This is a genomic window from Pseudoflavonifractor sp. An85, assembly GCF_002161235.1.
Lineage (GTDB): Bacteria > Bacillota > Clostridia > Oscillospirales > Oscillospiraceae > Enterenecus.
On sequence record NZ_NFHE01000017.1, the window covers coordinates 1 to 25,694 of the forward strand.

Annotated in this window: 20 protein-coding genes, 1 tRNA gene and 1 pseudogene; 14 read left to right on the forward strand and 8 right to left on the reverse strand. The window is 58.8% G+C overall.

The window, feature by feature from the left end; all coding sequences use genetic code 11:
• Positions 1-669, forward strand: a pseudogene (locus tag B5G37_RS15760) (hypothetical protein); the annotation flags it as partial.
• A gap of 441 nt (positions 670-1,110) precedes the next feature.
• Here the strand turns inward: B5G37_RS15760 and B5G37_RS08965 are convergent.
• Positions 1,111-1,187 (reverse strand) — tRNA-Arg (locus B5G37_RS08965).
• A 195-nt stretch (positions 1,188-1,382) separates the two neighbouring features.
• Between B5G37_RS08965 and B5G37_RS08970 the strand changes: the two genes are divergently transcribed.
• The 9 genes from B5G37_RS08970 to pgsA all read left to right on the forward strand — a co-directional run bounded on the left by B5G37_RS08970 (position 1,383) and on the right by pgsA (position 10,573).
• Complete coding sequence (locus tag B5G37_RS08970; RefSeq protein WP_143482907.1) at positions 1,383-2,750, forward strand: VCBS repeat-containing protein; 1,368 nt, start codon at positions 1,383-1,385, stop codon at positions 2,748-2,750.
• Positions 2,751-2,767: 17 nt separating this feature from the next.
• The gene (locus tag B5G37_RS08975) at positions 2,768-3,457 is read left to right on the forward strand and encodes a response regulator transcription factor (RefSeq protein WP_087256611.1); all 690 of its coding nucleotides are present in this window, start codon (positions 2,768-2,770) and stop codon (positions 3,455-3,457) included.
• Between the two features lie 32 nt (positions 3,458-3,489).
• Positions 3,490-4,950 carry a HAMP domain-containing sensor histidine kinase gene (locus tag B5G37_RS08980; protein WP_242962846.1) on the forward strand — a complete coding sequence of 487 codons (1,461 nt, stop codon included), beginning with the start codon at positions 3,490-3,492 and terminating at the stop codon, positions 4,948-4,950.
• 122 nt (positions 4,951-5,072) lie between these two features.
• The gene (locus B5G37_RS08985; RefSeq protein ID WP_087256617.1) at positions 5,073-6,050 is read left to right on the forward strand and encodes a DUF1385 domain-containing protein; all 978 of its coding nucleotides are present in this window, start codon (positions 5,073-5,075) and stop codon (positions 6,048-6,050) included.
• A 15-nt stretch (positions 6,051-6,065) separates the two neighbouring features.
• Positions 6,066-6,950 (forward strand): peptide chain release factor N(5)-glutamine methyltransferase, encoded by an 885-nt coding sequence (gene prmC / locus B5G37_RS08990; protein ID WP_242962847.1) that lies wholly within the window; start codon positions 6,066-6,068, stop codon positions 6,948-6,950.
• A gap of 3 nt (positions 6,951-6,953) precedes the next feature.
• A complete protein-coding gene (gene recA / locus B5G37_RS08995; RefSeq protein ID WP_087256619.1) occupies positions 6,954-8,054 on the forward strand; it encodes a recombinase RecA in 1,101 nt (366 codons plus the stop codon).
• Positions 8,051-8,707, forward strand: a complete 657-nt coding sequence (locus tag B5G37_RS09000) for a regulatory protein RecX (protein WP_087256621.1) — start codon at positions 8,051-8,053, stop codon at positions 8,705-8,707. Before recA ends, B5G37_RS09000 begins: the two co-directional genes overlap by 4 nt.
• Positions 8,708-8,720: 13 nt before the next feature.
• A complete protein-coding gene (gene rimO, locus B5G37_RS09005) occupies positions 8,721-10,046 on the forward strand; it encodes a 30S ribosomal protein S12 methylthiotransferase RimO (protein WP_087256624.1) in 1,326 nt (441 codons plus the stop codon).
• Between the two features lie 5 nt (positions 10,047-10,051).
• Entirely contained in the window at positions 10,052-10,573 is a 522-nt protein-coding gene (pgsA, locus tag B5G37_RS09010) for a CDP-diacylglycerol--glycerol-3-phosphate 3-phosphatidyltransferase (RefSeq protein ID WP_087256626.1), read from the forward strand.
• A 46-nt stretch (positions 10,574-10,619) separates the two neighbouring features.
• On the opposite strand, the gene B5G37_RS09015 is transcribed toward pgsA, so the two are convergent.
• Both B5G37_RS09015 and B5G37_RS09020 read right to left on the reverse strand, forming a co-directional pair.
• Entirely contained in the window at positions 10,620-11,657 is a 1,038-nt protein-coding gene (locus B5G37_RS09015; RefSeq protein WP_087256628.1) for an aldose epimerase family protein, read from the reverse strand.
• Between the two features lie 63 nt (positions 11,658-11,720).
• Complete coding sequence (locus B5G37_RS09020; RefSeq protein WP_087256723.1) at positions 11,721-12,287, reverse strand: manganese efflux pump MntP family protein; 567 nt, start codon at positions 12,285-12,287, stop codon at positions 11,721-11,723.
• A gap of 327 nt (positions 12,288-12,614) precedes the next feature.
• On the opposite strand from B5G37_RS09020, the gene B5G37_RS09025 reads away from it, so the two are divergent.
• Genes B5G37_RS09025 through B5G37_RS09035 form a run of 3 tightly spaced genes read left to right on the forward strand, consistent with a single transcriptional unit; the run spans position 12,615 to position 17,025 of the window.
• Positions 12,615-13,316: an ABC transporter ATP-binding protein gene (locus B5G37_RS09025; RefSeq protein WP_204217903.1), complete on the forward strand. Its 702-nt coding sequence runs from the start codon at positions 12,615-12,617 to the stop codon at positions 13,314-13,316.
• Positions 13,310-16,525 carry an ABC transporter permease gene (locus B5G37_RS09030; RefSeq protein ID WP_087256632.1) on the forward strand — a complete coding sequence of 1,072 codons (3,216 nt, stop codon included), beginning with the start codon at positions 13,310-13,312 and terminating at the stop codon, positions 16,523-16,525. The genes B5G37_RS09025 and B5G37_RS09030 overlap by 7 nt, the downstream gene beginning before the upstream one ends.
• Before the next feature lie 2 nt (positions 16,526-16,527).
• Positions 16,528-17,025, forward strand: a complete 498-nt coding sequence (locus B5G37_RS09035; RefSeq protein ID WP_087256634.1) for a GNAT family N-acetyltransferase — start codon at positions 16,528-16,530, stop codon at positions 17,023-17,025.
• 35 nt (positions 17,026-17,060) lie between these two features.
• Here B5G37_RS09035 and B5G37_RS09040 read toward each other — a convergent pair whose 3' ends face one another.
• A complete protein-coding gene (locus B5G37_RS09040) occupies positions 17,061-18,086 on the reverse strand; it encodes a sugar-transfer associated ATP-grasp domain-containing protein (protein ID WP_087256637.1) in 1,026 nt (341 codons plus the stop codon).
• A 135-nt stretch (positions 18,087-18,221) separates the two neighbouring features.
• On the opposite strand from B5G37_RS09040, the gene B5G37_RS09045 reads away from it, so the two are divergent.
• A complete protein-coding gene (locus B5G37_RS09045) occupies positions 18,222-18,779 on the forward strand; it encodes a biotin transporter BioY (RefSeq protein WP_087256639.1) in 558 nt (185 codons plus the stop codon).
• A 229-nt stretch (positions 18,780-19,008) separates the two neighbouring features.
• On the opposite strand, the gene B5G37_RS09050 is transcribed toward B5G37_RS09045, so the two are convergent.
• From B5G37_RS09050 to B5G37_RS09065, 4 genes are all read right to left on the reverse strand, one after another.
• On the reverse strand, positions 19,009-21,204 hold the full coding sequence (locus tag B5G37_RS09050) for a hydratase (RefSeq protein ID WP_242962854.1): 2,196 nt from the start codon (positions 21,202-21,204) through the stop codon (positions 19,009-19,011).
• Between the two features lie 154 nt (positions 21,205-21,358).
• On the reverse strand, positions 21,359-22,651 hold the full coding sequence (locus B5G37_RS09055; protein WP_242962848.1) for a zf-HC2 domain-containing protein: 1,293 nt from the start codon (positions 22,649-22,651) through the stop codon (positions 21,359-21,361).
• A complete protein-coding gene (locus B5G37_RS09060; protein WP_087256645.1) occupies positions 22,635-23,126 on the reverse strand; it encodes a sigma-70 family RNA polymerase sigma factor in 492 nt (163 codons plus the stop codon). Before B5G37_RS09060 ends, B5G37_RS09055 begins: the two co-directional genes overlap by 17 nt.
• Positions 23,127-23,481: 355 nt before the next feature.
• Entirely contained in the window at positions 23,482-25,608 is a 2,127-nt protein-coding gene (locus tag B5G37_RS09065) for a sodium-translocating pyrophosphatase (protein WP_087256647.1), read from the reverse strand.
• Positions 25,609-25,694 lie beyond the last annotated feature (86 nt).

The window sequence follows — 25,694 nt, forward strand, 5'->3', positions numbered from 1 at the left end:
GGCTATTTCCAGAAGGTGTACCAGGAGGCGGTGGAGCTCACCGCCATGCTGTGCAAGACCTACAACCTCAACCCTCTGGCCGACGGTGTGGTCATCTGCCACAGCGAGGGCTACCAGCGAGGCATTGCCAGCAATCACGCCGATGTGATGCACTGGTTCCCCAAGTTTGGCAAGTCCATGGACACCTTCCGCACCGATGTGTCCAAGGCTATGGGCGCCACTCAGGCGCCTGCCACCGGTGGAAGCACCAACACCGCCCAGGAAATTGTCAAAGGTTCCACGGTGCGCCTCAAGCAGGGGGCCAAAACCTACGACGGTGGAAGTTTGGCATCCTTTGTGTATGAGCGGGATCATGTCGTCAGCGAGATCAGCGGCGACCGTTGCGTCATCACCTACGGCGGCGTGGTGGTGGCGGCCGTGCGCAAGGCGGATCTGACCCTGGTGGGTGGCGGGGCCTCCGTGCCCACACCCCCCTCCTACACCGTCAAGGTATCCGTGACCGAACTGCGCATCCGCAGCGGCCCCGGCACCAATACCGCCGTCCGGGGTGTCATCCAGCCCGGCGTGTACACCATTGTGGAGGAGGCGGACGGCCCCGGCGCCAAACGCTGGGGCAAGCTGAAATCCGGAGCCGGATGGATCAGCTTGGACTACGCCACCAAGTGCTGACCACATAAATGGTAAAACCCCGCAGTGGCATTGGTACCACTGCGGGGCCTGGGGCTTGGATGCTCAAGCGCATTCGTTGCTTGCGGAGACAATCCCGGTGAAATAGAAACGTCCCGGACCACCAGGGCAGATGGTCCGGGACGTTTTGCATCGCCGGGGCAGGAAATGCAGATTCCAAAGAAGGGAACAATGTAATTGTACAGCAGATTGGCGCGGCTATCAATACAATCGGGCGAATTGTGTATTTAGAAGTCTGGCAAACGGTTGTCGCAGCAAAAGTTTGATGCATCTTGGATTAAACCGACCACAGTATTTTGCAACCACTTTTGCAACCACCCAAATGGTGTCAGATGCGGTTAAATGCGGTTTTCCCAAACTGCGCCAGAGCATGAAAAAAGCCCTGAAAGTGTTGCAGTGCAACGCTTTCAGGGCTTTTCAGCTTGGTACGCCCGAAGGGACTCGAACCCCCAACATTCAGAACCGGAATCTGACGCTCTATCCAATTGAACTACGGGCGCATCTTGAACGCTAGGATAGTATAGCAGATAATCCAGCCTTTGTAAAGAAGAAAATAAAAAAATAACCTCCAGAAGGTGAAAATAAGCATAGGCAAGGGCAGGGGATTGTGGTATCATACTATAATGGTAAGACTTAGACTCCCTGGATGGTTTTCCAACGGGGAGGAGCCCAGCAAAAGAAATGAGGTTGGAACGGTGATCAGACGAGTGTTGCGCGGTGTAGGGCTGTGTGCTACGCTGCTTTTCCTGTCGATGAGTTTGTGCGGATGTATGTTCGAGCAGGCGGAAGGGTTGTATGCTCTGCCCATTTTGCCAGAGGAGTATTCCCAGCTACAAAGCACCATTCAAGACGTGATGGACCAGCAGGGGGCGGAGTATGCCACCATCAGTTCGGGAGACAACACCTCCACGGTGCAGCTGTTGGACTTGAACGGAGATGGACAGCAGGAGATGGCGGCGGTGTTCCTTCGTGTGACGTCCGCCGAGGAGAAACCCCTGCGGGTATGCTTGTTTCGCAAGGGGGCGGACAACAACTATCGCCTGACCTATGTGGTGGAAGGAGATGGAACCTCCATCAATTCGGTGGGCTATGAAGATGTGACGGGAGATGGCGTGCTGGACCTGATTGTCAGCTGGCAGATGAGTACCAAGGTACATATCCTCTCGGCCTACGCACTGTTGGATGCTGGAGTCTATGAGCTGATGAGCACCACGTATAATGAGAGTTACTTGGTCTCTGATATGGACAAGGATGGCGTGAAGGAGATTGTCGTCTGTCATCAGGACAGCACAGGAGAAGGCATCAATCTGGCGGAATATTACGATTACAGCGGCGGTGTGATGACTATGTCCTCCTCTGCACGCCTGTCCAACGAAATTTACGGTATTTATTCCATGGTGGCTGGCAAACTGTCTGACGGTACCCCGGCGGTGTTTGCCTCGTCCCTGTTTTCCGGCGGCTCGTTGACCGATGTGCTGACGGTGCAGAACGGACAGATGCGAAACGTCACGTACAACAAGGAGGCCGGATACAGTCAGGTGACTGCCCGTGTGGATACGGGGGCCATGCTCTCGGACATCAACAAGGACGGCATACTGGAGATTCCCATCTCCATGCAGTTGCCCAACGTCAAGGAGACGGAAGAATCCGGGGAGTCAGTGGTGTATTGGTGCCAGGTGGATGGAAATGGCAGTCTGGCGGTGAGCTGCGTGACGTATCACTGCCAGACCGACGGGTGGTACTTGGTGCTGCCAGACAGTTGGCCGGAGCACATTACGGTGGCCCGGGACGACTCTTTGAGCCATCGAGGGGAGCGTTCGGTGGTCTTTTACCACTATTCCGGGGAAGAGGGGGCAAAACCCCAGCCGTTTCTGACCATCTATCGTCTGACGGGAAGCAACCGGGAGGCTCGGGCCATGTTGCCGGGCCGGGTGACCTTGTATCGAGACAGCACCACCATTTATGCCGCCGCCTTGGATGAGAGCGTGTGGGACTGCGGGCTGGAGCAAGAGGAATTGGCCCAGCGGTTCTTCCTCATCACTGCGGCGTGGGACAGCGAATGACAAAGGAGTGAGCATATATGAAAAAAGTATTGGTATTGGAAGACGAATCCAACATCCGTAGTTTTGTGGTCATCAACCTCAAGCGTGCAGGGTATGAGACCATTGAGGCAGGCACCGGTGAGGAGGCCCTGGAGCAGATTGCCCGCAACCCGGATGTGCGTGTGGCTTTGCTGGATATCATGCTCCCCGGTGAGATGGACGGCTTCGAGGTGTGCCGCCGCATTCGGGCGGGCAACTCCCAGATTGGCATTATCATGCTCACCGCCCGTACCCAGGAGATGGACAAGGTCACTGGCTTGATGACCGGTGCAGATGACTATGTCACCAAGCCCTTCTCTCCCGCGGAGCTTACCGCCCGGGTGGATGCGCTGTATCGCCGCACCGGTGGGGAGCCGGCCCGAGAGTCCGACGAGATTTCCCAGCCGCCCTTCCTGCTCAACACCCGCAACCGCACCCTGGAGAAAAACGGCCAGCGGGTGAAGCTGACCCAGGTGGAGTATTCCATCGTCAAGCTGTTTATGGATAACCCGGGCAAGGCCCTGGCCCGTGAGGAAATCCTGGATGCCGTGTGGGGCAAGGACTACATCGGCGAGCTGAAAATTGTGGATGTAAACATTCGCCGTCTGCGCATCAAGCTGGAGGACGACCCCCAAAGTCCTACCTACATCAATACGGTGTGGGGCTTTGGCTATAAATGGGGCTGCTAAAGGGCGAAGGAATAAATGGAGAGGATTCAATCATGATATGGAAGAAGATCCCCTTTCTCAAACAGAAAGAGGAGCAGGGAAAGAAGAAGGGGGTGCGCCGGGGTGTACTGCGCCGCCGGTGGCTGGTCAATACTCTGGTGACCACCTTTGCCATTGTGGCTATTGCGGTGTCCGCCTTTTCCCTGGCAATTTACAACTACTATTTGGCTACCATTCAGGCTACCCTGGAGAGCAAGGCCCAGACGGCGGCCGGTATGTTCCAAAACTATACCGAGACCACCTATCTCTACGCAGCCCGCCAGTTTATCAACCAGTTTGAGGAGAAAACCACCATTGAGGTGCAGTTTCTTACTCCAGATGGTGAGGTGCTCATGACCTCGCTCATGGATATTTCCGGTGCCACGCCCCAGGGGCAGGACATTGTAGATGCCATTTCCACCAAAACCATTGCCACTTGGCGAGGAGAGGACACTTCCACCCAGGACTATGTGATGGCCGCCTCTGCTCCCATTGTGTACAACGGCTCAGTGGTGGGGGTGGTGCGTCTGGTCACCTCTCTGCGCCTGCTTCAGGCCCAGATGCTCAAGGTGGTGGGGGTGAGTGTGCTGATTGGCATGATCATCATCGCCCTGATGGTGCTCTACGCCTCCTACTTCATCCGCATGATCCTGGAGCCAGTGACCCGGGTCACCGAGACTGCCAAGCGCATTGCCGCAGGCAGTTACGGGGTACAGATGGAAGTGCGGGGGGACGATGAGATGGGCCAGCTGGTGGACGCCATCAACGACATGTCCCTGAAAATTGACCAGGCGGAGAAGACCCAATCGGAGTTTATCTCCTCCGTGTCCCACGAGCTGCGTACCCCCCTTACTGCCATCAACGGCTGGGCTGAGACTCTGTACAACGGCGAGGTGCGGGACGCTGAGGACGTGAAAAAGGGCATGGGCATCATCGTCTCTGAGGCCCGCCGCCTGACCAACATGGTGGAGGAACTGTTGGAGTTCTCCCGCATTGAGACCGGGCGGTTTAACCTGTCCGTGGAGCCCATCGACATCAAAGCGGAGCTGGAGGACGCGGTGTATACCTACCGGGAGTTCTTCCGCCGCAAGGGCCTGGTGTTGGACTACATCGAGTGCGAAGAGGAGTTTCCCCCCATCAGTGGCGACCCGGAGCGGCTGCGTCAGGTGTTCTGCAACCTGCTGGACAATGCCGACAAGCATGGCGGTTCGGGTGGTAAGGTGGATGTGTCCATCCATCCTGAAGGGAATGTGGTGGCCATTCGGGTGCGGGACTACGGCCCCGGCGTGCCGGAGGAAGAGCTGCCCTACGTCAAGTACAAGTTCTATAAGGGCTCGTCCAAGGCCCGCGGTTCCGGTATCGGACTGGCGGTGTGCGAGGAGATCGTCACCTGCCACGGCGGCACGCTGGACATTGAAAACGCTATGGGCGGCGGCTGCGTGGTCACCTTACGTCTGCCCATGACCTTGGAATAATGAAACAAATGTACGAAAGCCCTTGTTATTTTTCCTGCCATCTGCTAAGATGTTGCGTGGAAGGGCGACAGGGGGAACTTCCGTGGAACCCCCTGGATGCGTAAGATAAAGGAGTCATTCCCATGGCAAAACAACCCGCGTCCCCCTGTGGGACGCCGTATAAGACCACCTGTGGTGGTCAGGCTTTGATTGAAGGAATTATGATGCAGGGCCCGGAGAAGCGGGCGGTGGTGGTGCGCAAGCCCAACGGCGAGTTGGATATCACCACCACCCGCAATAAGCCCCGGAGCAAGTGGGCTTCGCTGCCTCTGGTGCGGGGCGTATTTGTCTTTGGCTCTGCCATGGTGCACGGGGTGAAGGCGCTGATGCACTCGGCCGAGGTTTCCGAGGACGGCCAGGAGCAGGAAGAGGAGGAACCGGGCTGGCTGGAACAGTGGCTGGAGCGGCATTTCACTCAAGAAAAGGCCATGTCCATCTTTGTCACCATCGCCGCGGCTTTGGGCATTGCATTTTCGGTGGGGCTGTTTATTTTGCTCCCCACTGCCATCACGGGGCTGGTTCGTCTGGTGTGGCCTCAGATGCCCCTGTGGGTGCAGGCGGTGCTGGAAGGCGTGCTGAAGGTGGCTATTTTCCTGTGCTATTTGTGGTTGTGCTCCCGCACCAAGGAGATGCGCCGGGTGTTTTCCTACCACGGGGCGGAGCACAAGGCCATTTACTGCTATGAAAATGGACTGGAGCTCACCGTAGAGAATGTGAAAAAGCAGCCCCGCCACCATCCCCGCTGCGGCACCAGCTTCCTCTTTGTGGTGATTGTGGTGTCCATTTTTCTCTCCATCGTGATTTTCACCCCCTTGGAGATCAAAAACACCCTGCTGCGTATGGCGCTCCACCTGGTGCTATTGCCCATCATTGTGGGGGTGACCTACGAGTTCAACCGCTATGTGGGCGGGCATGACAACACTCTGTGCCGAGCACTGCGTGCTCCCGGCATGTGGATGCAGAACTTCACCACCTTTGAGCCGGATGAGAGCATGATTGAGGTTGCCATCACCGCCTTGAATCTGGTGCTGCCGGAGAAAAAAGGCGCCGATGCCTGGTGAGAAGGAGGCAGCTACGTGCAGACGTATAATGACATTTACTTAGATGTGCGCCGCACCCTCAAAGAGATGGGGGTGGAGCAGGCCCAGCTGGAGGCTATGGAGCTGATGTGCGCCGCTCTGGGCAAGCGCCGGGAAGAGGTGCTGCGAGATCTGTCCCTGTACGCAGGGGAACAGACCAAGCAGCAGGTGGGGGAGCTGTTGCAGCGCAGACTGGCTGGGGAACCCATTGCCTATCTGATCGGGGAGTGGGAGTTTTACGGCCTCACCCTCACCGTCACCCCTCAGGTACTCATTCCCCGCCCGGACACCGAACTGCTGGTGGAGCGGGGGATACTGGCGATACGGGACCTGCCCCAGGCCCGGGTGCTGGATTTGTGCACTGGCAGCGGCTGTGTGGGCTTGGCTCTGGCCTATAACTGCCCCAACGCCCAGGTGGTGCTGGCAGACTGGTCGGAGGAGGCCCTGGAGGTGGCAAGGCAGAACGTGCTGCGCAACCAGCTCTCCGATCAGGTAAGCTTGGTGCGGGCCAACGCCCTGGAGACACCGGATCGAGAGTTGGGCGACTTTGACCTGATTCTCTGCAACCCTCCTTACATTCCCAGGCGTGTGGTGGAGGAGGAGCTGGACCCCTCGGTGCGGGATTACGAGCCCCACATGGCCCTGGACGGGGGAGAGGACGGCCTGGACTTTTACCGGGCCATTACCCTGCACTGGAAGTGGGCCCTGCGCCCGGAGGGCAAGTTGGCCTTTGAAATTGGATACGACCAAGCCCCTGCGGTCCAGAAGTTGATGGAGGACCGGGGCTTTGTTCAGGTACACAGCTTCCGGGACCCCGGCAATCACTGGCGTGTGGTGGAGGGCATCCTGGAACCCATACAAACGCAAGGAAAGGACGAATGACATATGGCAGATAAGAAAAAGCCCGTAGATCCTGTGGGCCCTGCATCGGATAAGAAGAAAGCTTTAGAGACCGCCATTGCCCAGATTGAGCGGGACTTTGGCAAGGGCTCCATCATGCGCCTGGGCGAAAACGCCGACGTGATGGTGGAGGCCATCCCCACCGGGTCCCTGTCTTTGGACATCGCCCTAGGCATTGGCGGCGTACCCAAGGGACGTATCATTGAGATTTACGGCCCGGAATCCTCCGGTAAGACCACCCTGGCCCTCCATGTGGTGGCCGAGGCCCAGAAGCGAGGCGGCGAGGTGGCCTTTATTGACGCCGAGCACGCCCTGGATCCCACCTATGCCCGTGCTCTGGGCGTGGACATCGACTCCATGCTTATCTCCCAGCCGGACACCGGCGAGCAGGGGCTGGAGATCTGCGAGGCCCTGGTGCGCTCCGGCGCCATTGACGTGGTGGTGGTGGACTCTGTGGCCGCCCTGACCCCCCGTGCGGAAATTGAGGGCGACATGGGCGACTCCCACGTGGGTCTGCTGGCCCGCCTGATGAGCCAGGCCCTGCGCAAGCTGGCCGGTTCCATTGCCAAGACCAACTGTGTGGTCATCTTCATCAACCAGCTCCGTGAGAAAGTGGGCGTGGTGTACGGCAATCCCGAGGTCACCACCGGTGGCCGTGCCTTGAAGTTCTACGCCTCGGTGCGTATGGAAGTGCGCCGGGTAGAGGCTCTGAAGAATGGCACCGAAGTGGTGGGTAACCGTACCCGGGTGAAGATCGTGAAGAATAAGGTATCTCCCCCCTTCCGGGAGGCGGAGTTTGAGATTATGTACGGCGAGGGCATTTCCAAGCTGGGTGAGCTGGTGGATCTGGGCGTGAAGCTGGACCTCATCCAGAAGTCCGGCTCCTGGTTCTCCATGGGTGAGACCCGCCTGGGCCAGGGCAAGGATGCGGTGAAGAAGTACCTCACCGACAACCCCGAGGTAGCCCAGGAGATTGAGGATCAGATCCGTGCCAACTCCTTCAAGCTCATGAGCCGGCAGTCCCAGATTGCTGCTCGGGCCGCCGGTCGGGCCGTGGATGTGTCCGCCGACGACTTTGAAGGATGAAACTTTTAAAGCTAGAGCCATCGTCCCGGATTGAGGGGCGGTGGCTGGTGTGGCTGGAGGACGGCACCTTGCTGCGGGTAGGGGAGGCGGACGTGGTGTCCTTTTCCCTCTACGCCGGGATGGAGCTGAGTGAGGAGCAGCTGGAGGGGCTCAAACAGGCCCAGGAGAAGGCTAAGCTGAACAACAAGGCCCTCACCCTTCTGGCCGCCCGGCCCATGTCCCAGCGGGAGCTGGAGCGCAAGCTGTCCGCCAAGTCCCCCAGAACGAGAGACCCTCAGGAGGGGGAGGAGCAGCGGCAGCAGCGCCGGGAGCTGGCCCAGGAGGTGGCCCAGCGCATGGCCCAGGTGGGGCTGGTGGACGACCGGGAGTACGCCTCCACGGTGGTGCGCCACTACAGCCGCAAGGGCTACGGCCCGGCCAAGATTCGGGATGAGCTGTACCGCCGTGGTGTCCCCAGAGAGTTCTGGGACGAGGCCATGGAGGAGCGGGACCAGGGGGACGACAAGCTCCGGGCCCTGGTGGAAAAGAAGCTTCGGGGGGCAGCGCCCACCCGGGAAGAACTGAAAAAAGTGTCTGCCTATCTGGCCCGCCGTGGCTTTGGCTGGGAGGAGATCTCCCGGGTGCTGAGCCAGGTGGAGCAAGAGGCGGAGTGAAAGGATGGAACCAATGAGTTATACCGTGGCATTCCAGTCTCTGGGCTGCTCTAAAAACCTGGTGAACACCGAGCAGATGATGGCCCTGTGCCGGGCCGCTGGCTACAACGTCACCGGGGAGCCCCGGGGGGCGGACGTGGCGGTCCTCAACACCTGCGGGTTTATTGAGGCGGCCAAGAGCGAGGCCATCGACTGCATTTTGGAGCTGGCCCAGCTGAAGAAAGAGGGGCAGCTGAAAAAGCTGCTGGTCACCGGGTGCCTGTCCCAGCGCTACCCCCAGGACATCCGCACCGAGTTGCCCGAGGTGGACGGCCTGCTGGGCACCGGCAGCTACACCGACGTGGTGTCCGCCATTGAGGCGCTCATGGCCGGGGAAGAGGCCCAGCACTTCGGGGACATCCACCGCACCTACGAGGACGGGGAGCGGATGGTCACCACACCCCCCTACACCGCATACCTGAAAATTGCGGAGGGGTGCAGCAACGGCTGCGCCTTCTGTATCATCCCCAAGCTCCGGGGCCGCTACCGCAGCCGCTCCATGGAGCATATTCTGGAGGAGGCCCAGAAGCTGGCGGACAACGGGGTGCAGGAGCTCATCGTCATCGCCCAGGACATCACCCGCTACGGTCAGGATTTGGAGGAGCCCACCACGCTGGCGGCGCTGCTGCGCGAGCTGTGCAAGCTGCCCTTCCACTGGATTCGTCTCCACTACCTCTATCCCGAGGCGGTCACCGACGAGCTCATTGAGGTCATCGCCAAGGAGCGGAAGATCGTCAAGTACCTGGACATTCCCATCCAGCACGCCAACGACGGCATTTTGAAGGCCATGCGTCGGCGCAGCACCAAGGCCGAGATCGAGACCCTCTTTGCCAAGCTTCGGGCCGCCATGCCCAAGGTGGTGATCCGTACCTCCCTCATCTGTGGTCTGCCCGGAGAAGGGAAGGAGGAGTTTGAGGAGCTGTGTGAGTTCCTCAAAGAGCAGAAGATCCAGCGGGCCGGTGTGTTCCAGTTCTCCCCTGAGGAGGGCACCTTGGCTGCGGCCATGGAAAACCAGGTGGATCCCGAGGTGGCGGCTCGCCGGGTGGAGCTGGTGGTGGACCTCCAGTCCCGCATCATGGACGAGTACAACCAGGAGCGCCTGGGCACTTGCATGGAGGTTTTGTGTGAGGGATTTGATGCCAATGAAGGGTGCTTTGTGGGCCGCACCTACGCCGACTCGGTGGACATTGACGGCCGGGTGCTGTTTACCGCTGCGGGCGACGTAAAGGCAGGAGAATTTGTGTGGGTCCGGATCACCGGTATGTCTGACGGGGATCTCACGGGCGAAATTGAGGAGTGAACGACATGGAATGGAATACCGCCAATAAATTGACCATGCTGCGGGTGATTTTGATCCCCGTATATCTGGTGGTCTGGTACCTGAATATGGAGACCAGTGCCTATTGGGCCCTGGCCGTGTTTGTGGTGGCCAGCGTCACCGACTTCGCCGACGGATATGTGGCCCGGCATTACAACCAGGTGACCACCTTTGGTAAATTCATGGACCCCCTGGCGGATAAGATTCTGGTGATCACCGCCATGATCTGGTTTGCCTCGGTGGGTATGCTCCCCGTGTGGGCTCTGGTCATTGTGGTGGCCCGGGAGTTTGCCGTGTCTGGTCTGCGCCTCATCGCCGTGGACAATGGTCGGGTGATTGCTGCTGCCTGGTCGGGCAAGGTGAAAACCTTCTCCACCATGGTGTGCCTGTGCCTGATGCACTTGCCCATTCCCGAGGTTCTGGTTCATGTGTGCGTGTGGGTGATTGTGATTACCACCGTGTACTCCGGCATTGAGTACTTCTGGAAGAACAAAGACGTAATGAAATAATAAAAAGGCCTGTTGCAGAGAGCAACAGGCCTTTTTTATGTAGTTGTTAAACGAACTTGTACACAGTCTCTTCCCGATAGACCTCTCCCACATGGAGCACGGCAGAGGGGAAATTCTCGTGGTTGGGGGCATCGGGGAAGTTCTGGGTCTCCAGGCAGAAGCCCCAGCGCTTGTCGTAGGGGGCGCCATCTTTGCCCGTCGGGCAGCCATCCATGTAGTTGCCGGAGTAGAACTGAATACCGGGGGTGGTGGTATGTACCTCCATGGTGATGCCGGTGGCGGAGGAGTGGGCGGTGGCCACGTGGCGCAGCTGTCCGGCATGGCCGTCCAGCACCCAGTTGTGGTCATAACCACGGGCCATAGTCAGCTGCTCAAAATCGTCGTCCCAGTGTGCGCCAATGGCCACAGGAGTACGCAGGTCCATGGGAGTGCCCTCCACGCTGGCGATCTCACCAGTGGGGATGGAACCGGCGTCGGTGGGGGTGTAGGACTGAGCCTGGATGGAGATGGTCTGCTCCCCCACGGGGCCGCTGGCGTGGCCGGAGAGGTTGAAGTAGCAGTGGTTGGTGAGGTTGCACAGGGTGTCGGCGTCAGTGGTGGCGTGATAGGCAATGGACAGCCCGTCCTCCTGCAAGGTGTAGGTGACGATAACCGTGAGGTTGCCGGGGTAGTTCTCCTCGCCGTTGGGGCTGGTGAGGGAGAGCACTACCTGGTTGTCCGTCTGAGACTCCACCGTCCAGATCTTCTTATCAAAGCCGATGTCGCCGCCGTGGAGGTGGTTGGGGCCGTTGTTGGTGGCCAGGGTGTAGTCCACGCCGTTCAAAGTGAACTTGCCCTTGCCAATGCGGTTGCCAAAGCGGCCAATGAGAGCGCCGATGTAGCAGGTCTGGCTCATGTAGTCCTCCATGGTATCAAAGCCCAGGGCCACATCCACAGGATTGCCGTCTTTGTCCGGCACAACCAGGGAGCGGATGGCTCCGCCATAGGTGAGGATGGAGCAGCGAAGGGCGCCATTGGTGAGGATCAGCTCCTCCACAGCTGTTCCGTCGGGCAAGGTAGAGAAAGGAATACGAGTTGCAGACATGGGAAAAACCTCCTGTGCTTTTTTCTCGATTGTAGCACCCGGCGGCTCCGTCGTCAACTGCTCTTACAGGCTGAGAAGGCCCAAATGTTCCACGAGAATTTTGCAGCCGATGAGCACCAGCACCACGCCGCCAAACAGCTCTGCCTTGGACTTGAACCGGGCGCCGAATACGTTGCCGATTTTCACACCGGCAGCTGAGATGACAAAGGTGCACACGCCGATGAGGGCCACGGCGGCCCAGATGTTCACCTTTAAAAAGGCAAAGGTGACCCCTACGGCCAGCGCGTCAATGGACGTGGCCACCGCCAGCAGGAACATACCTCCGGCGGCCAGAGAGGGGGAGACCTCTTCGTCCTCTCCACTCATAGCCTCCCGAATCATGTTGCCGCCAATGATGAGAAGCAGCACAAAGGCAATCCAGTGGTCCAGAGCCTGCACTAGCTGGGCAAAGGTGGAGCCCAAAAAGTAGCCCAGGGTGGGCATCAACGCCTGAAAAGCGCCAAACCAAAGGCCTACCACCAGGCAGTGCTTGAGCTTCAACGTGCGGATGGACAATCCCTTGCAGATGGACACGGCAAAGGCATCCATGGCAAGGCCCACAGCCAAAATAAACAATTCCAAAAATCCCATACCATTCAAACCTTTCTGAAAAATGAAAAACGAGCACAAAAAAAGAGACTCTCCGCCTATGCAGCGGATAAGTCTCACTGTTTCAGACCCGACCAGACGGACACGCCGCCAGTATGTTGACCAGGCCACGGCGCGGGAAAGCGCCGCCAATTACTCCCTTATCTGAGGATGATTGTACCGAAAAGATGGGAGGTTAGTCAATGATAACACAGGAGACCAACTGGGATTGATAAACTTTTTTTGAACAATGTGGAGGAAGGATTGCAGGCGGAGGAAAGAACGTGTACTATATAGTTACGATAACAATATAGCGGGATGGTGGTAATTATGAGTTATATCTCTTTCAAAGACGTGCGCAAGGAGTATATCATGGGAGAGGTGACCATCAAAGCGGTGGATGGGGTGAATTTCCACATTGAAAAAGGGGAATTTGCCATTATTGTGGGGCCATCCGGAGCGGGAAAAACCACGGTTCTGAATATGTTGGGCGGCATGGACGCCTGCACCAGCGGTGAGATTTTGGTGGACGGGACAAAGGTCAGTGACTTCAACGCCCAACAGCTGACCAAGTACCGGCGCAACGACATCGGATTTGTCTTCCAGTTTTACAACCTGGTGCAGAATTTGACGGCGCTGGAAAATGTGGAACTGGCAGCGCAGATTTGCAAAGATCCATTGGACGCCAAAGATGTGTTGGAGCATGTGGGATTGGGACACCGGTTGAGCAACTTCCCGGCCCAGCTCTCCGGCGGCGAGCAGCAGCGGGTGGCCATCGCCCGCGCCCTGGCCAAAAACCCCAAGCTGCTGTTGTGCGACGAGCCCACCGGAGCTTTGGACTACGTCACCGGCAAGGCCATTTTGAAGCTCTTGCAGGACACCTGTCGCCAGCACGGCATGACGGTGGTGGTCATCACGCACAATACGGCCCTGACCCCCATGGCGAACCGTGTCATTCACATCAAAAACGGGCGTGTGGAGGAGATGACCTGCAATCCGCATCCCACGCCGGTGGAGGCGATTGAATGGTGACCAGAAAGAACAGACTGCTCACGGACTTCCTGCGGGAAATTCGCCGTACATACAGTCGATTTATCTCGATTTTGCTCCTGTCCGCCTTGGCTGTGGCCTTTTTGGTGGGACTGCGGGCCACGGCCCCGGACATGGAGTACACCGCAGACAATTACTATGACGCCCACCACCTCATGGACGGCTATGTGATGTCCACCATGGGCTTGACGGAGGAGGATTTGCAGGCCCTCTCCCAAGCCGATGGAGTGGAGCAGGTAGAGGGCGCGTGGAGCGTGGATGCCACAGCGGTGGACAGCATTGTGTCCCTGCGTTCGGTGCCGGAAGAGTTGAACCTGCTGAATCTGGTGCGAGGGCGGATGCCGGAGCAGGCGGACGAGTGCGTCACCGAGGAGCTGCTTCTCACCGCCTTGGGATTGGATGTGGGGGACACCCTCACGGTGACCCTGGAGGAGGGGGACCAGGATAGCCTGGAGCGCACCACCTTCACCATCGTGGGTACGGTGCAAAGTCCTCTGTACATCAGCACGGACCGTGGCACATCCAGTTTGGGCAACGGCAGCGTGGATGCCATGGTGTACATTCCCAGGGAGAATTTCAACCTGGATGTATACACCACCGCGTACTTCACTGGGGAAGGGTTGGCCCAGCTGGACAGCTACAGCCAGACCTATGAAGATCAGATGACCGCCCTGGTGGACGGTCTGGACGGACTGGCCCAGGAGCGGGCGGGGCTGCGGGACCAGGAAGTGCGGGGAGAGGCCCAGCAAAAGCTGGACGATGCCCGTAAGGAGCTGGCAGATGCCAAAGCGGAACTGGACGAGGCCGCCCAAGAGCTGGCGGACGCTCGAACGGAGCTGGACCAGGGGTGGGAGGACTACCGACAGGGCCTTGCCACCTTGGAACAGAAGGTGAAAGACGGCCAGGCGCAGCTGGACGAGGCCAAGGCCAAACTGGACCAGGCGCAGACCCAGTATGAGCAGGGCCAGAAGGAATATGAGCAGGGCCAGAAGAAATATGAGCAGGGCTTGGCAGCTTACCAGGAGAATCTGGAGCAGCTGGATGCCCAGCAGGCCCAGGTCACCCAGGGCTATGAGGCCTATTGGGACGCTTTGAAGCCCTTTGAGGGCACCCCTATGTACGACCAGATGGTGGAGCAGCTGGCCCCTCAGAAGGCGCAGCTGGACGAGGCTCAGGCCAAGTTGACGGAAGGGTACGCCCAGCTGGATGAAGTGAAAAAGCAGCTGGACGATGCCCAGGCGGAACTGGATGGAGCGCTGAGCCAACTGACCCAGGCGGCAGAAGAGATCCGCACGGGGCAAGAGGAATACCAGGCGGGTCAAAACACCCTGGACCGGGAGGAGCAGCAGGGCCGCAGCCAGCTTGCCCAGGCCAAGGCAGAGCTGGATCAGGGAGAGGCGGAGTACCACAAGGGCCTGCGTGAGTATGAGCAGGCCAAGTCGGATGCACAGCCGGAACTGGACCAGGCCCAGGCGGATATTGACCAGGGGCAGAAGGAACTGGACGAGATGGCAGCCTGTGAGTGGTATGTGCTGGGGCGCAACACCAACACCGGCTTTGTGGGCTATGCCCAGGATGCCGAGCGTGTGGAGAACCTATCCAGCATTTTCCCCGTCATCTTCTTTGTGGTGGCGGCGTTGGCCTGCCTGACCACGATGACCCGTATGGTGGAGGAGCAGCGCACCCAGATCGGCGCGCTAAAGGCTCTGGGTTTCTCCCGGCTGGCTATTTCGTGGAAATATGTGGGCTACGCTCTGGTGGCCAGCTTGGTGGGTGGTCTCATGGGTCTGGGCATTGGCGCCACTCTCATCCCGGCGGTGATTGCCAACGCCTTTGAGATCATGTATGCCATCCCGGGGCTGGAGTACAAGATGCAGCTGCCTCTGTTTGTCCTGGCGGTGCTGGCGGCGGTGGCGTGTACCACCGGTGCCGCGGTGTGGGCCTGCCTGTCCACTTTGGTGGATACACCGGCCAACCTTATGCGGCCCAGAGCGCCCAAGGCGGGCAAGCGGGTGTTTTTGGAATATATTAAGCCCCTTTGGCGCAGACTGTCTTTTACCTGGAAAGTGACCATGCGCAACCTGTTCCGCTATCAAAAGCGGTTCTGGATGACGGTCATTGGCATTGGCGGGTGCACCGCCTTGATTGTCACCGGGTTTGGGCTCCACGAGTCCATCTTTGACGTGCTGAACAAGCAGTTTGATGAGATTTCCCAGTATGATGCCACGGTGGGCCTCCATGAGGATCTGACCGAGGAGCAACACCGGGAGGTACAGAGTTTCCTCAACGGCGAGGAGGCGGTGGATGACTACCTGTTCTCCTATCAGGAGTTGGTGGAGACCTCCTCCACCGGCATCTCCTACGATGCGTACCTGTTTGCTGTGTCCGACCAGGAGGAATTTGAGCAGTTTGTGGAGCTTCGCCACCGCAGCGACCACTCCCAGGTGAACCTGATCCAGGACGGCGTGGTCATTGACGAGAAACTCTCTGAACTGCTGGATGTGTCGGTGGGGGACACCATCACCCTCAACGGAGACAAACGGGTGGAAGTGGTGGTCACCGATATTACGGAAAACTACGTCAACCACTATATCTACATGACTCAGGACCTGTACACCCAGCTGTTTGGCCCAAGTGTGGAGGACAATGTGATTCTCCTGGGCTACCGGGACGGGGTGGGGGTAGACGTGTCCAACCAGACCTCGGAAGCTCTCATGAAACTGGATGGGGTGAGTTCGTACTCCTACATTGCCACCATTCGGGACAGTTTCGAGGACAGTATGGACGCCATCAACTACGCTGTGGTCATCATCATTGTAGCGGCTGCCGCCCTGGCCTTTGTGGTGCTGTACAACTTGACCAACATCAACATCACCGAGCGCATGCGGGAACTGGCCACCTTGAAGGTGCTTGGGTTCTATGATCGGGAGACCACCGCATACGTATTGCGGGAGAATGTGTTCCTCACCATCTTCGGCGTGGCCTTGGGTCTGGTGCTGGGCCGCTTCCTCCACAGCTGGATGGTGGTGACGGTGGAGGTGGACCTGGTTATGTTCGGGCGTACCGCTCCTCTGTATGCCTATGTGTTGGCCGCAGCTATGACCGCCCTGTTCTCCCTCATCGTTAATGTGGTGGCCCACTTTAAGCTGAAAAAAGTGGATATGGTAGAAAGTTTGAAAACGGTGGAATGAGCATGAACCATGGAAAAAGTTATTTGATTCGCAGATCCAACCCCAAGGATCTCCCTGCCCTGGAGCAGCTGTACGCCCAGGCACGGGCCTTCATGGCCGCCTCGGGCAACCCCAACCAGTGGGGGGATGACAAGCCCACGGCGGAGCAGATCCAGCAGGACATCCAGCTGGGGCACGGATTTGTGTGTATGGAAAACGGAACCATTGTGGCAGCCTTTGCCTTCCACACCCAGGGGGATCCCACCTATTCCTACATCGAAGGGGATGGGTGGCCGGATCAGGGCGACTACGGGGTGGCCCACCGGGTGGCCACCGGCGGAGCCCGAAAGGGAGCTGCTGCCCATTGTCTGGCCTGGTGTCGGGCCCACTGCCGCCAGCTGCGCATTGATACCCATGCGGATAATATCCCCATGCAGCGCTTACTGGAAAAGATGGGCTTTACCCATTGCGGAACCATCTATCTGGAAGATGGCAGCCCCCGATTGGCCTATTATCTATAAAAAAATCCCCTCGGCTCGAAGCCGAGGGGATTTTTTTACCCGTTTGACTGCTCTTCAGCCTCAATCTCCCGGAACCGAGGCATGATGCCGATTTTATCCGGGGTGTGCACCGGCAGCTGATAGATGTCGTGGCCGGGGAAAGGATTGCCCTCCACCAGACAGGGGCCTGTGGGGGTGAAGCACACGTCCCAGCCCACATAGCCCACCTGGGGGATAACCTGAGCGGCCTGGGAGACCATATCCACCGCCTTATCCCAGTCGGGGAAGTGGAAGCCCTTGATGGGGGTGCCGGTGGCGGGGTGGTTTTCGTACAGGTTCTTGGCTTTGTCCAAGGCCCGGTCAATGACCACGCCCTGCTGGGGGTCCATGGGGGCCACCATGCCGCCACTGTTGAAGTTGTCCACAAACTTACCGTTGCCGATGCGGAACATGGCGGTAACCAGATACACCTTTCCATGCTTGCCCCGGATGGTCACCATGCGCACAGTGTTGATGGAGCCGGGATAGATGGCGGACACCTGGGGGTGCTGCTCCAGCACCTGCTCCAGCTCCAGATTGGGGGCCCGCTCTACCAGATGGTCATAGAGAGCGTCCAGAGAGGGGAAGTCCTGGGTGTGGAGCTTCTCAATGCCCCAGCCACAGCTACCCCGGGAGGGCTTGGCCATAAAGACCTCATGCTTGGACAAAAAGGCTATCACCTGCTCCCGGTTTTCCCCGGTCACCGGCACCCAGTCCCGGTGGAGATAGGCTCCAAAGAGGGTGTTAAACTGCACCTTGTCGTCAAATTGGCCGGTGTAGGCCTTGTCGTTGTATTTCACCACCAGGGCGTTGTTGCGGCCACGGGTGAGGTAGGTGTCCCGCTGTTGGTCGGTCAGATTGTACATCTCAAACAGGTCATAGTCCATATAACCTGCCCCGTACTTCACGGCACAGTCCTTCATATCCCGGAAAATGGCCAGCCGGGACCGCCCGGTCTTTTTGCGGATGGAACTGATCTTCTCCCACATGGCCTTATAGTTCATGTTCATCACGCGCTGGAATAGGTACTTCACGTTTGCCACGGTTCGTCCCTCACAATTTCATAAAGTAATCCCATCTAAAGTATCACACATTGGGGGCAAAGGCAAGCGGTTGACAGGGGAAAAGTTATATTGTATACTTATAGATAAAATTAGTATACAATCGGAGGATGACATATGAAGCATAATACCATCCAGACCCTGTGCAGCTGTGGCGTGCTGGCGGCAGTCATTTGTGTGCTCAGTCCCTTTTCCGTGCCCATTGGCCCGGTACCGGTGGCCTTTGCCAACTTGGCCATCTACCTGGCGGTGTATCTGCTGGGGTGGAAGTGGGGTACCGTGAGTTGCCTGGTCTACTTGTTGGTGGGGCTGGCGGGGCTTCCTGTCTTTGCAGGGTTTGCCAGCGGAGCCGGAGCACTGTTGGGCCCTACCGGCGGCTATCTGTTGGGGTATCTCCCCATGGCTCTGGTAGGGGGCTGGATCGTGGACCACACCCGGGCCAAGTGGTTGCATGGGTTGGGGTTGATTTTGGGTACTGCCCTGTGTTATCTGCTGGGCACCGCCTGGTTTTGCTGGCAGGGGGGCTACACCGTGGGTGTGGCTATGGGGCTGTGCGTGACCCCCTTCATTCCCTTTGACGTGGGGAAAATCGTCCTTGCCATTGCCCTGGGCAGTTTGCTTCGCCGCAGACTGGCTCAGGCGGGCTTTTACCAAGAAGAACGGGTTGCACGTTAAGTGCAACCCGTTCTTACTAATAGGATAAGCCCTCGGCAGAGTTTTCCCGCCGAGAGCGGGAAAATAAATCGAAATCTGTTTTTCCCGGGGACATGCGCATCGGGAAAAACACTTCTCAGCTCGCAAGTGTAGCCTTGGGTCGTTGTTTGACCCAAGGATGTATGCAGCGGGCTGTATCTTTTCTCGAAAATGCTGGCATTTTCGAGAAGCGTGTCGATGTTTTCTGCTGTTATTGCGCGTAATAGTTGATGAGGCAGCCAGCCAGGATGATGTCTCGCTCCTCTCGGGTCAGGCCGGGGAGGGAGAGGGTGACGGGGGTAGAAGTACCGTTTCGCAGCACCTGGGCCTCCACGGTCTCACCGTCGCCCTGGAGCAGGGCGCGGATGCCAGGGATATACACCCGGTCACCGGGCTGGAGGTTCAGCTGCTCCAGCTCAGAGGCGATGAAGGGGAGCATGCCCCAGTTGACCACATTGGAGCGGTAACGCTTGGTGGCGTACTCCTGGGCGATGTTGGCGCAGCCGCCCAGCACACGCTGGCAGGAGGCGGCCTGCTCCCGGGCGGAGCCGTCGCCGGGCTTCAGGGCCATGACCAGGGAGCCCAAGCCGGTGGTGGCGGGGTCATAGCCTGCCATTGCGGCCAGCACCTGGGGATCCTGGGGATTTTGGCGGCGCAGCTGCTCCACCTTCTGAATCTCCTTGGCACGGGGCACATACTGGGGGTCCTTGCGGCTCAGGGCAAACTCAGACAGACGCAGAGGGTTGGAGCGGTAGGAGGAAGTCTCACCAGAGGGAATCAGTTCGTCGGTGGTGGTGACGGGGTCGTAGATGGCGCAGGCCACGGTGAGCATCAGGTTCTCCGGCAGGGCAATCTGCTCCGGCCAGTCGGCAATGTTGGGGCCAAACACCAACTCCTCGTCGGGGTTGGCCTTGCCCACGCCGTAGTACACCCGGGCCTGATAGGAGGAGCCGTCGTAGCTCCACTGCTCGTCGGCCCGGTCGTTGGGAACCTCGGGCAGCTGGTCGGCAGCGGTGAGCACGCCGCCCATCTTGGCGGTGGCGGCAATGGACCGGGCGTCCATGAGGGCCACATAGGACACCTGGCCCTCGCCGGGCTTGGAGCCCTCCCGGTTGGGGAAGTTCCGGGTGGAGTGGCGGATGGAGAAAGCACCGTTGGCGGGCACGTCTCCGGCGCCGAAGCAGGGGCCGCAGAAGCAGGAGCGTACCGAGGCGCCGGCGGCCATCAGGGTGGTGATGTAGCCCTGGCGGGTCAGCTCCTGCATGACGGGCATGGAGCCGGGGTAGCAGGATAGCCAGAAGTGGTCGGATCCGGTGGGGGTGGTGCCCAGAATCTCGGCAGCTCGGCGCAGGTTCTGGTAGGTGCCGCCGGAACAACCGGCGATGACGGCCTGATCCACATGGAACTTGCCGTCACGGATCTTGGCAGACAGGGGAGCGGGAGGCTCAATGCCCAACTGCTCCCGGGTGTTCTGCTCCACCATGTGGAGCATGTCTTCCATGTTGGCCTGGAACTCCGCAATGGGGAAGGCGTTGGAGGGGTGGAAGGGCAGGGCGATCATGGGCTGCACCTTGTCCAGCTCCACATGCACTACCCGGTCGTAGTAGGCGCCCTCGCTGGGCTGCATCTGGTGGTAGCTGGCCCCACGGCCCAGCAGGGTGAGGGCGGTCTGGGTGTGGGTGTCGGTCTGCCACACCGAGGACAGACAGGTGGTCTCAGTGGTCATCACGTCGATGCCGGAGCGGTAGTCCATGGACAGATTGGCCACACCAGGGCCGAAGAACTCCATGACGGCGTTTTTCACTGCGCCGGACTGGAAGGTGGCCTTCACCAGAGCCAGGGCCACGTCCTGGGGGCCTACGCCGGGGCGAGGCGCGCCAGTGAGGTAGATGGCCACCACCTGGGGATAGGCGATGTCGTAGGTCTTGCACAGCAGCTGACGGGCTAGCTCGGGGCCACCCTCGCCAATGGCCATGCAGCCGTATGCGCCGTACCGGGTGTGGGAGTCAGAGCCCAGGATCATCTTGCCGGGGGCAGCGTACCGCTCCCGCATGTAGGAGTGGATGACGGCCTGGTGGGCGGGGACAAACTCGCCGCCGTACTTCTTGGCTGCGGACAGACCGAAGTTGTGGTCGTCCTCATTGATGGTGCCGCCCACCGCGCACAGGGAGTTGTGGCAGTTGGTGAGCACATAGGGCAAGGGGAACTCCTTGAGGCCGGAGGCCCGGGCAGTCTGGATGATGCCCACATAGGTGATGTCATGGGAGGCCATGGCGTCAAAGCGGAGGGAGAGACGCTCCATGGAGCCCGAAGTATTGTGTGCCTTCAGGATGGAATAGGACATGGTGCCTTCCACGCCAGCCTGAGTCTTTTCTGCCGGGACCAGCTGGCCCTTCTGCCAGCACATGCCCTGGTTGTGAATGGTAATCATATGGGTTACCTCCTTGGAAGTAATATAACACATTTGCTTTAGTGTAGCAAACAAACGAAGCCTTTGCAAGAGGGGGGCGGTGGAAATTGCAAAAAAATCCCCGAACCGAAGTTCGGGGATTTCTGGGAAGTCACTGGGAATAGGGGACGGCCCAGGCGTGCATACGCTCCAAAATGGTGTCGTCATAATCGAAGGACAGAAAATAGGTGGTGTCCTGGCTGGGAAGGGAGCCTGCTTCATACCCCACCACCAGGAGGTCCGGGCCTAGGATCAGCCGATCCAGGTCAAAGGCATCCTCCATCTCCTGGCGCAGCGTGGGGTCGGTGGTTCCGGACGCATCCAAAAGGGCTTTTCCCAACTCCTCCGGGGTACAGGTGAACAAATCTTCCATGTCTACCCGTTCTCCGGTGTCTCGGTAGAATGCCGTGCCGACCTCCATATACTTGGAAGGGGCATGGAGGGATGTGGTGCAATAGATCACCCTGGGACTGGATGCAGAGAGATAGGTGTCTTGGAGAATGAGGCAGGTGGAGAAGGATGCAGGGGAGCCTGCCTCCAGATAGGACTGGTAGACGGCTTCCAGCTCTTCCATCTCGTCATACAACTGCCCGTGTTTCTCAAAGTACGCCGAGATGTTCTTCTGAGCCTCTTGGGGCAGCTTCTCCAAATTCTCGGTTCCCACCATGCCGATGGCAGGAGGAGAGGGGGTATGCACATCCAGTAGTTCCGGGCCATTGGGTAGCGCGTACAACACGCCTCCGTTCTTCTGCCAGACCTCCACCTGGGTGCCATCCTCCAATAGAACGGGTTCTGGCTTTTGGTAGGCGTCGATCTCCACCAGTTGGGCGGAATAGGTGGGGAGTTTCTTCCCGTCCCGGTTGCTGATAGCTTCTGTGGTGCTGCCCAGTTCGGCGTAGATGTGCAGGGCGTCGTAGATTTCTCCATCCAGAAAGCCCAGGTCGGTGTAGGTGTCAAAGAAGGATATGACTTTGGTGTACTCCTCCATGACCAGCCCGATCTGATCTCCTCGGGGGGTGTACACCACATAGGCTACGTCTCCGGTGGTGTTGTTCACATGGGTCTCCAAGATGCGCCCGGTCACTTCCCGGGGGGCTCGGTTGCACCAGGCCCACAGGGCCACCAGGCCGCACACCACCGCCATCAGTACAGCGGCAATGACAAAGCCCTTGGAGAAGGCCCGCCGCCGTCCCCGTTTCCAAGCCGAGGATGCCGCCTGTGCCACGGTGCGTTCCTCCACCTGGGGGTGGTCGGAGGGGAGAGGGGCGTGCATCCGCTCCCACTCTGCCCGGCAGGTCTCGCACTCCTCCAGGTGCTCCTCCACCAGCTGACGGCTCTCTGGGCTGCACACGCCGTCCTGATACAGAGGGAGCAGGTCACGGATGACGTTACACGGTGTTTTCATCAAAATCCCTCCTTAGCTTGGTTTTGGCTCGGTAGAAGATGACTCTGGCCCAGCTGTCTGTTTTCCCAAACAGCTCTCCGATTTGGGCAAAGGGCAGTTCTCCAAAGATCCGCAGGGAAAAGACTTCCTTGTAGGGCTCCGGAAGCTGGTGGAGCAGTACGTGGAGCCTGCGGGCGGTCTCCTGGTCCATCAGCTCCCGCTCAAAATCTGGGGCAGTCTGGTGGGACAGGCTGGCCTCTGTCTCTGGCACGTGGCGTTTTTGCTTTTGGAATAAGGTGAAATAGGTGTTTTTGGCAATTTGACAAAGCCAGACATACAGTTGACAGGTGCCGTCAAATTGGTCCATGTGCATCATGGCTTTGTAAAATGCCTCTTGGGTCACTTCTTCGGCAAGAGCCGGGTCTCGACACAGGGAAAAGACGTATTTGTACACGCTGGGAAAATGGTCGGTGTATATCCGCTCAAAGTCTGCCACACCATCACCCCCTTCACCCATAAGACTGGGATCAAGTCAAAACGTTTCAAGGAATTTCAAAAAGATTGTATCACGAATTATGGGAGAGAAAAAGCCCTCCCCGAACCGGAGTTCAGGGAGGGAGTAAACGGTAAAATTAGCCTAAGAATAGGTGGGGCTTTTCATAGACCGAAGCCCTCGGCAGAGTTTTCCCGCCAAGGGCGGGAAAATAAGTTGAAATCTGTTTTTTCCGGGGACATGCGCATCGGGAAAAACACCTCTCAGCCCGCCAGTGTGGCCTTGGGTCGCCCTTTGACCCAAGGATGCATGCAGCGGGCTGCGATCCTCTCAAAAATGCTCGCATTTTTGAGAAGCGTCAGCTCATGAATGCCTGGACAGCCACGATCAAACCGGAGAACACGATGGAAACCGTGGACACCAGCTTGATGAGAATGTTCAGAGAGGGGCCAGAGGTATCCTTGAAGGGGTCGCCCACGGTGTCGCCGATGACGGCGGCCTTGTGGCATTCAGAGCCCTTGCCACCGTGGTTACCTGCCTCGATGTACTTCTTGGCGTTGTCCCAGGCGCCTCCGGCGTTGGACATAAACACAGCCATGGCAAATCCGGTGACGGACACGCCACCCAGCAGGCCCACTACGCCCTCGGGGCCCAGCAACAGACCCGTGAGAATGGGGACCACAATGGCCAGCAGGGAGGGATTCACCATTTCCTTCAACGCCCCCTTGGTGCACAGACCCACGCAAGCGGCGTAATCGGGGTCTGCAGAGCCGTCCATGATACCGGCGATCTCCTTGAACTGGCGGCGCACTTCCAGCACGATGGATTCCGCTGCCCGCTGCACTGCACTCATGGTGAGAGCGGCAAAGACGAAGGTGAGCATGGCACCCACAAACAGGCCTACCAGCACGGCGGGGTTGGTGAGGGACAGGTCGATGGCCAGCCCTTTTTCCGCCAGCTTGATGGACACGATGTCCACATAGGACACCAGCAGGGCCAGAGCGGTGAGGGCGGCAGAGCCAATGGCAAAGCCCTTACCGGTGGCGGCGGTGGTGTTGCCCAGAGAGTCCAGGGCATCGGTGCGGTTGCGCACTTCCTCGCCCAGGCCGGACATCTCAGCAATGCCGCCGGCGTTGTCTGCCACGGGGCCATAGGCATCGGTGGCCAGGGTGATGCCCAGGGTGGAGAGCATGCCCACAGCGGCGATGCCGATGCCGTACAGGCCCATGGTAAACTGCTGGGCATAGGTGGCGGAACTGGTGGTGAGGGTACCACCGGCGGCCACAAAGGAGACGATGACTGCCACACCCACAATGAGGATGGGGGCGATGGTGGAGAGCATACCCAGGGACAGACCGCCAATGATGGTGGTGGCTGCTCCGGTCTTGGTGGCCTCCGCCAGCTCACGGGTGGGCTTGTAGGTGTCCGAGGTGTAGTACTCGGTGAAGTAGCCGATGGCGCAGCCGCCAATGAGGCCGCAGAGGATGGCTACGTACACACCCCAGTTGCCCAACAGGTAGTAGGTGAGGGGAGCGGCGATGATGGCGGCCAGCACAGCGGCGGTGTAGGTGCCACGGCGCAGGGTGGCCAACAGTTCCCGCTGGGAAGCGCCCTCCTTGGTGCGGATGAGGAAGGAGCCCAGGATGGAGCAGAGAATGCCAACCACAGCCAGAGCGATGGGGAGAAGCATGGCTTCCCAGGACTTGCCCTGAGAGGCGTAAGCGGTGACACCCAGGGCAAAGGTGGCCAGGATGGAGCCCACATAGGACTCGTACAGGTCCGCGCCCATACCGGCCACATCGCCCACGTTGTCGCCCACGTTGTCGGCGATGGTGGCGGGGTTGCGGGGGTCATCCTCGGGGATGCCCGCCTCCACCTTGCCCACCAGGTCCGCGCCCACGTCGGCGGCTTTGGTGAAGATACCGCCGCCCACACGGGCAAAGAGGGCCATGAAGGAGGCGCCCATACCAAACATGACCATGGTCTGGGAGATGCGGGCGGCGTCAAAGCCGGCTAAGTACTTGAGAATGTGGAACCACACAGAGATGTCCAGCAGACCTAGGCCCACCACGGTAAAGCCCATGACGGCACCGGAGGAGAAGGCCACGTTGAGGCCCTTGTTCAAACTCTCGGCGGCGGCCTGAGCGGTGCGGGCGTTGGAGGAGGTGGCGATCCGCATGCCTACAAAACCGGAAATGGCGGAGTAGATGCCGCCGGTGAGGAAGGCAAAGGGAATAAACCAGTTGTCCAGCATGCCCAGCTTGCACAGCAGAAGCAAGATGAGGAAAACCACCACAAACACCTTGAATACCGTGGCATACTGATGCCTGAGGTAGGCGTTTGCACCTTGGCGTATGGCAGCGGCAATTTTCTTCATGGTCTCATTGCCTTCCGAGAAGGCCAAGACCTTACGGCTTTGCAGAGCGGCAAAGAGCAGAGCTACAATGGCTCCCAAAATGCCTAGCCAAAACAGGTTTTCCGTCATGAGAACAACAACTCCTTTTCTAAAAATGTATCTACAAATCCATGCAAGGGACATCCCATGGCTTGGACACCACAAGATGGAAGTAC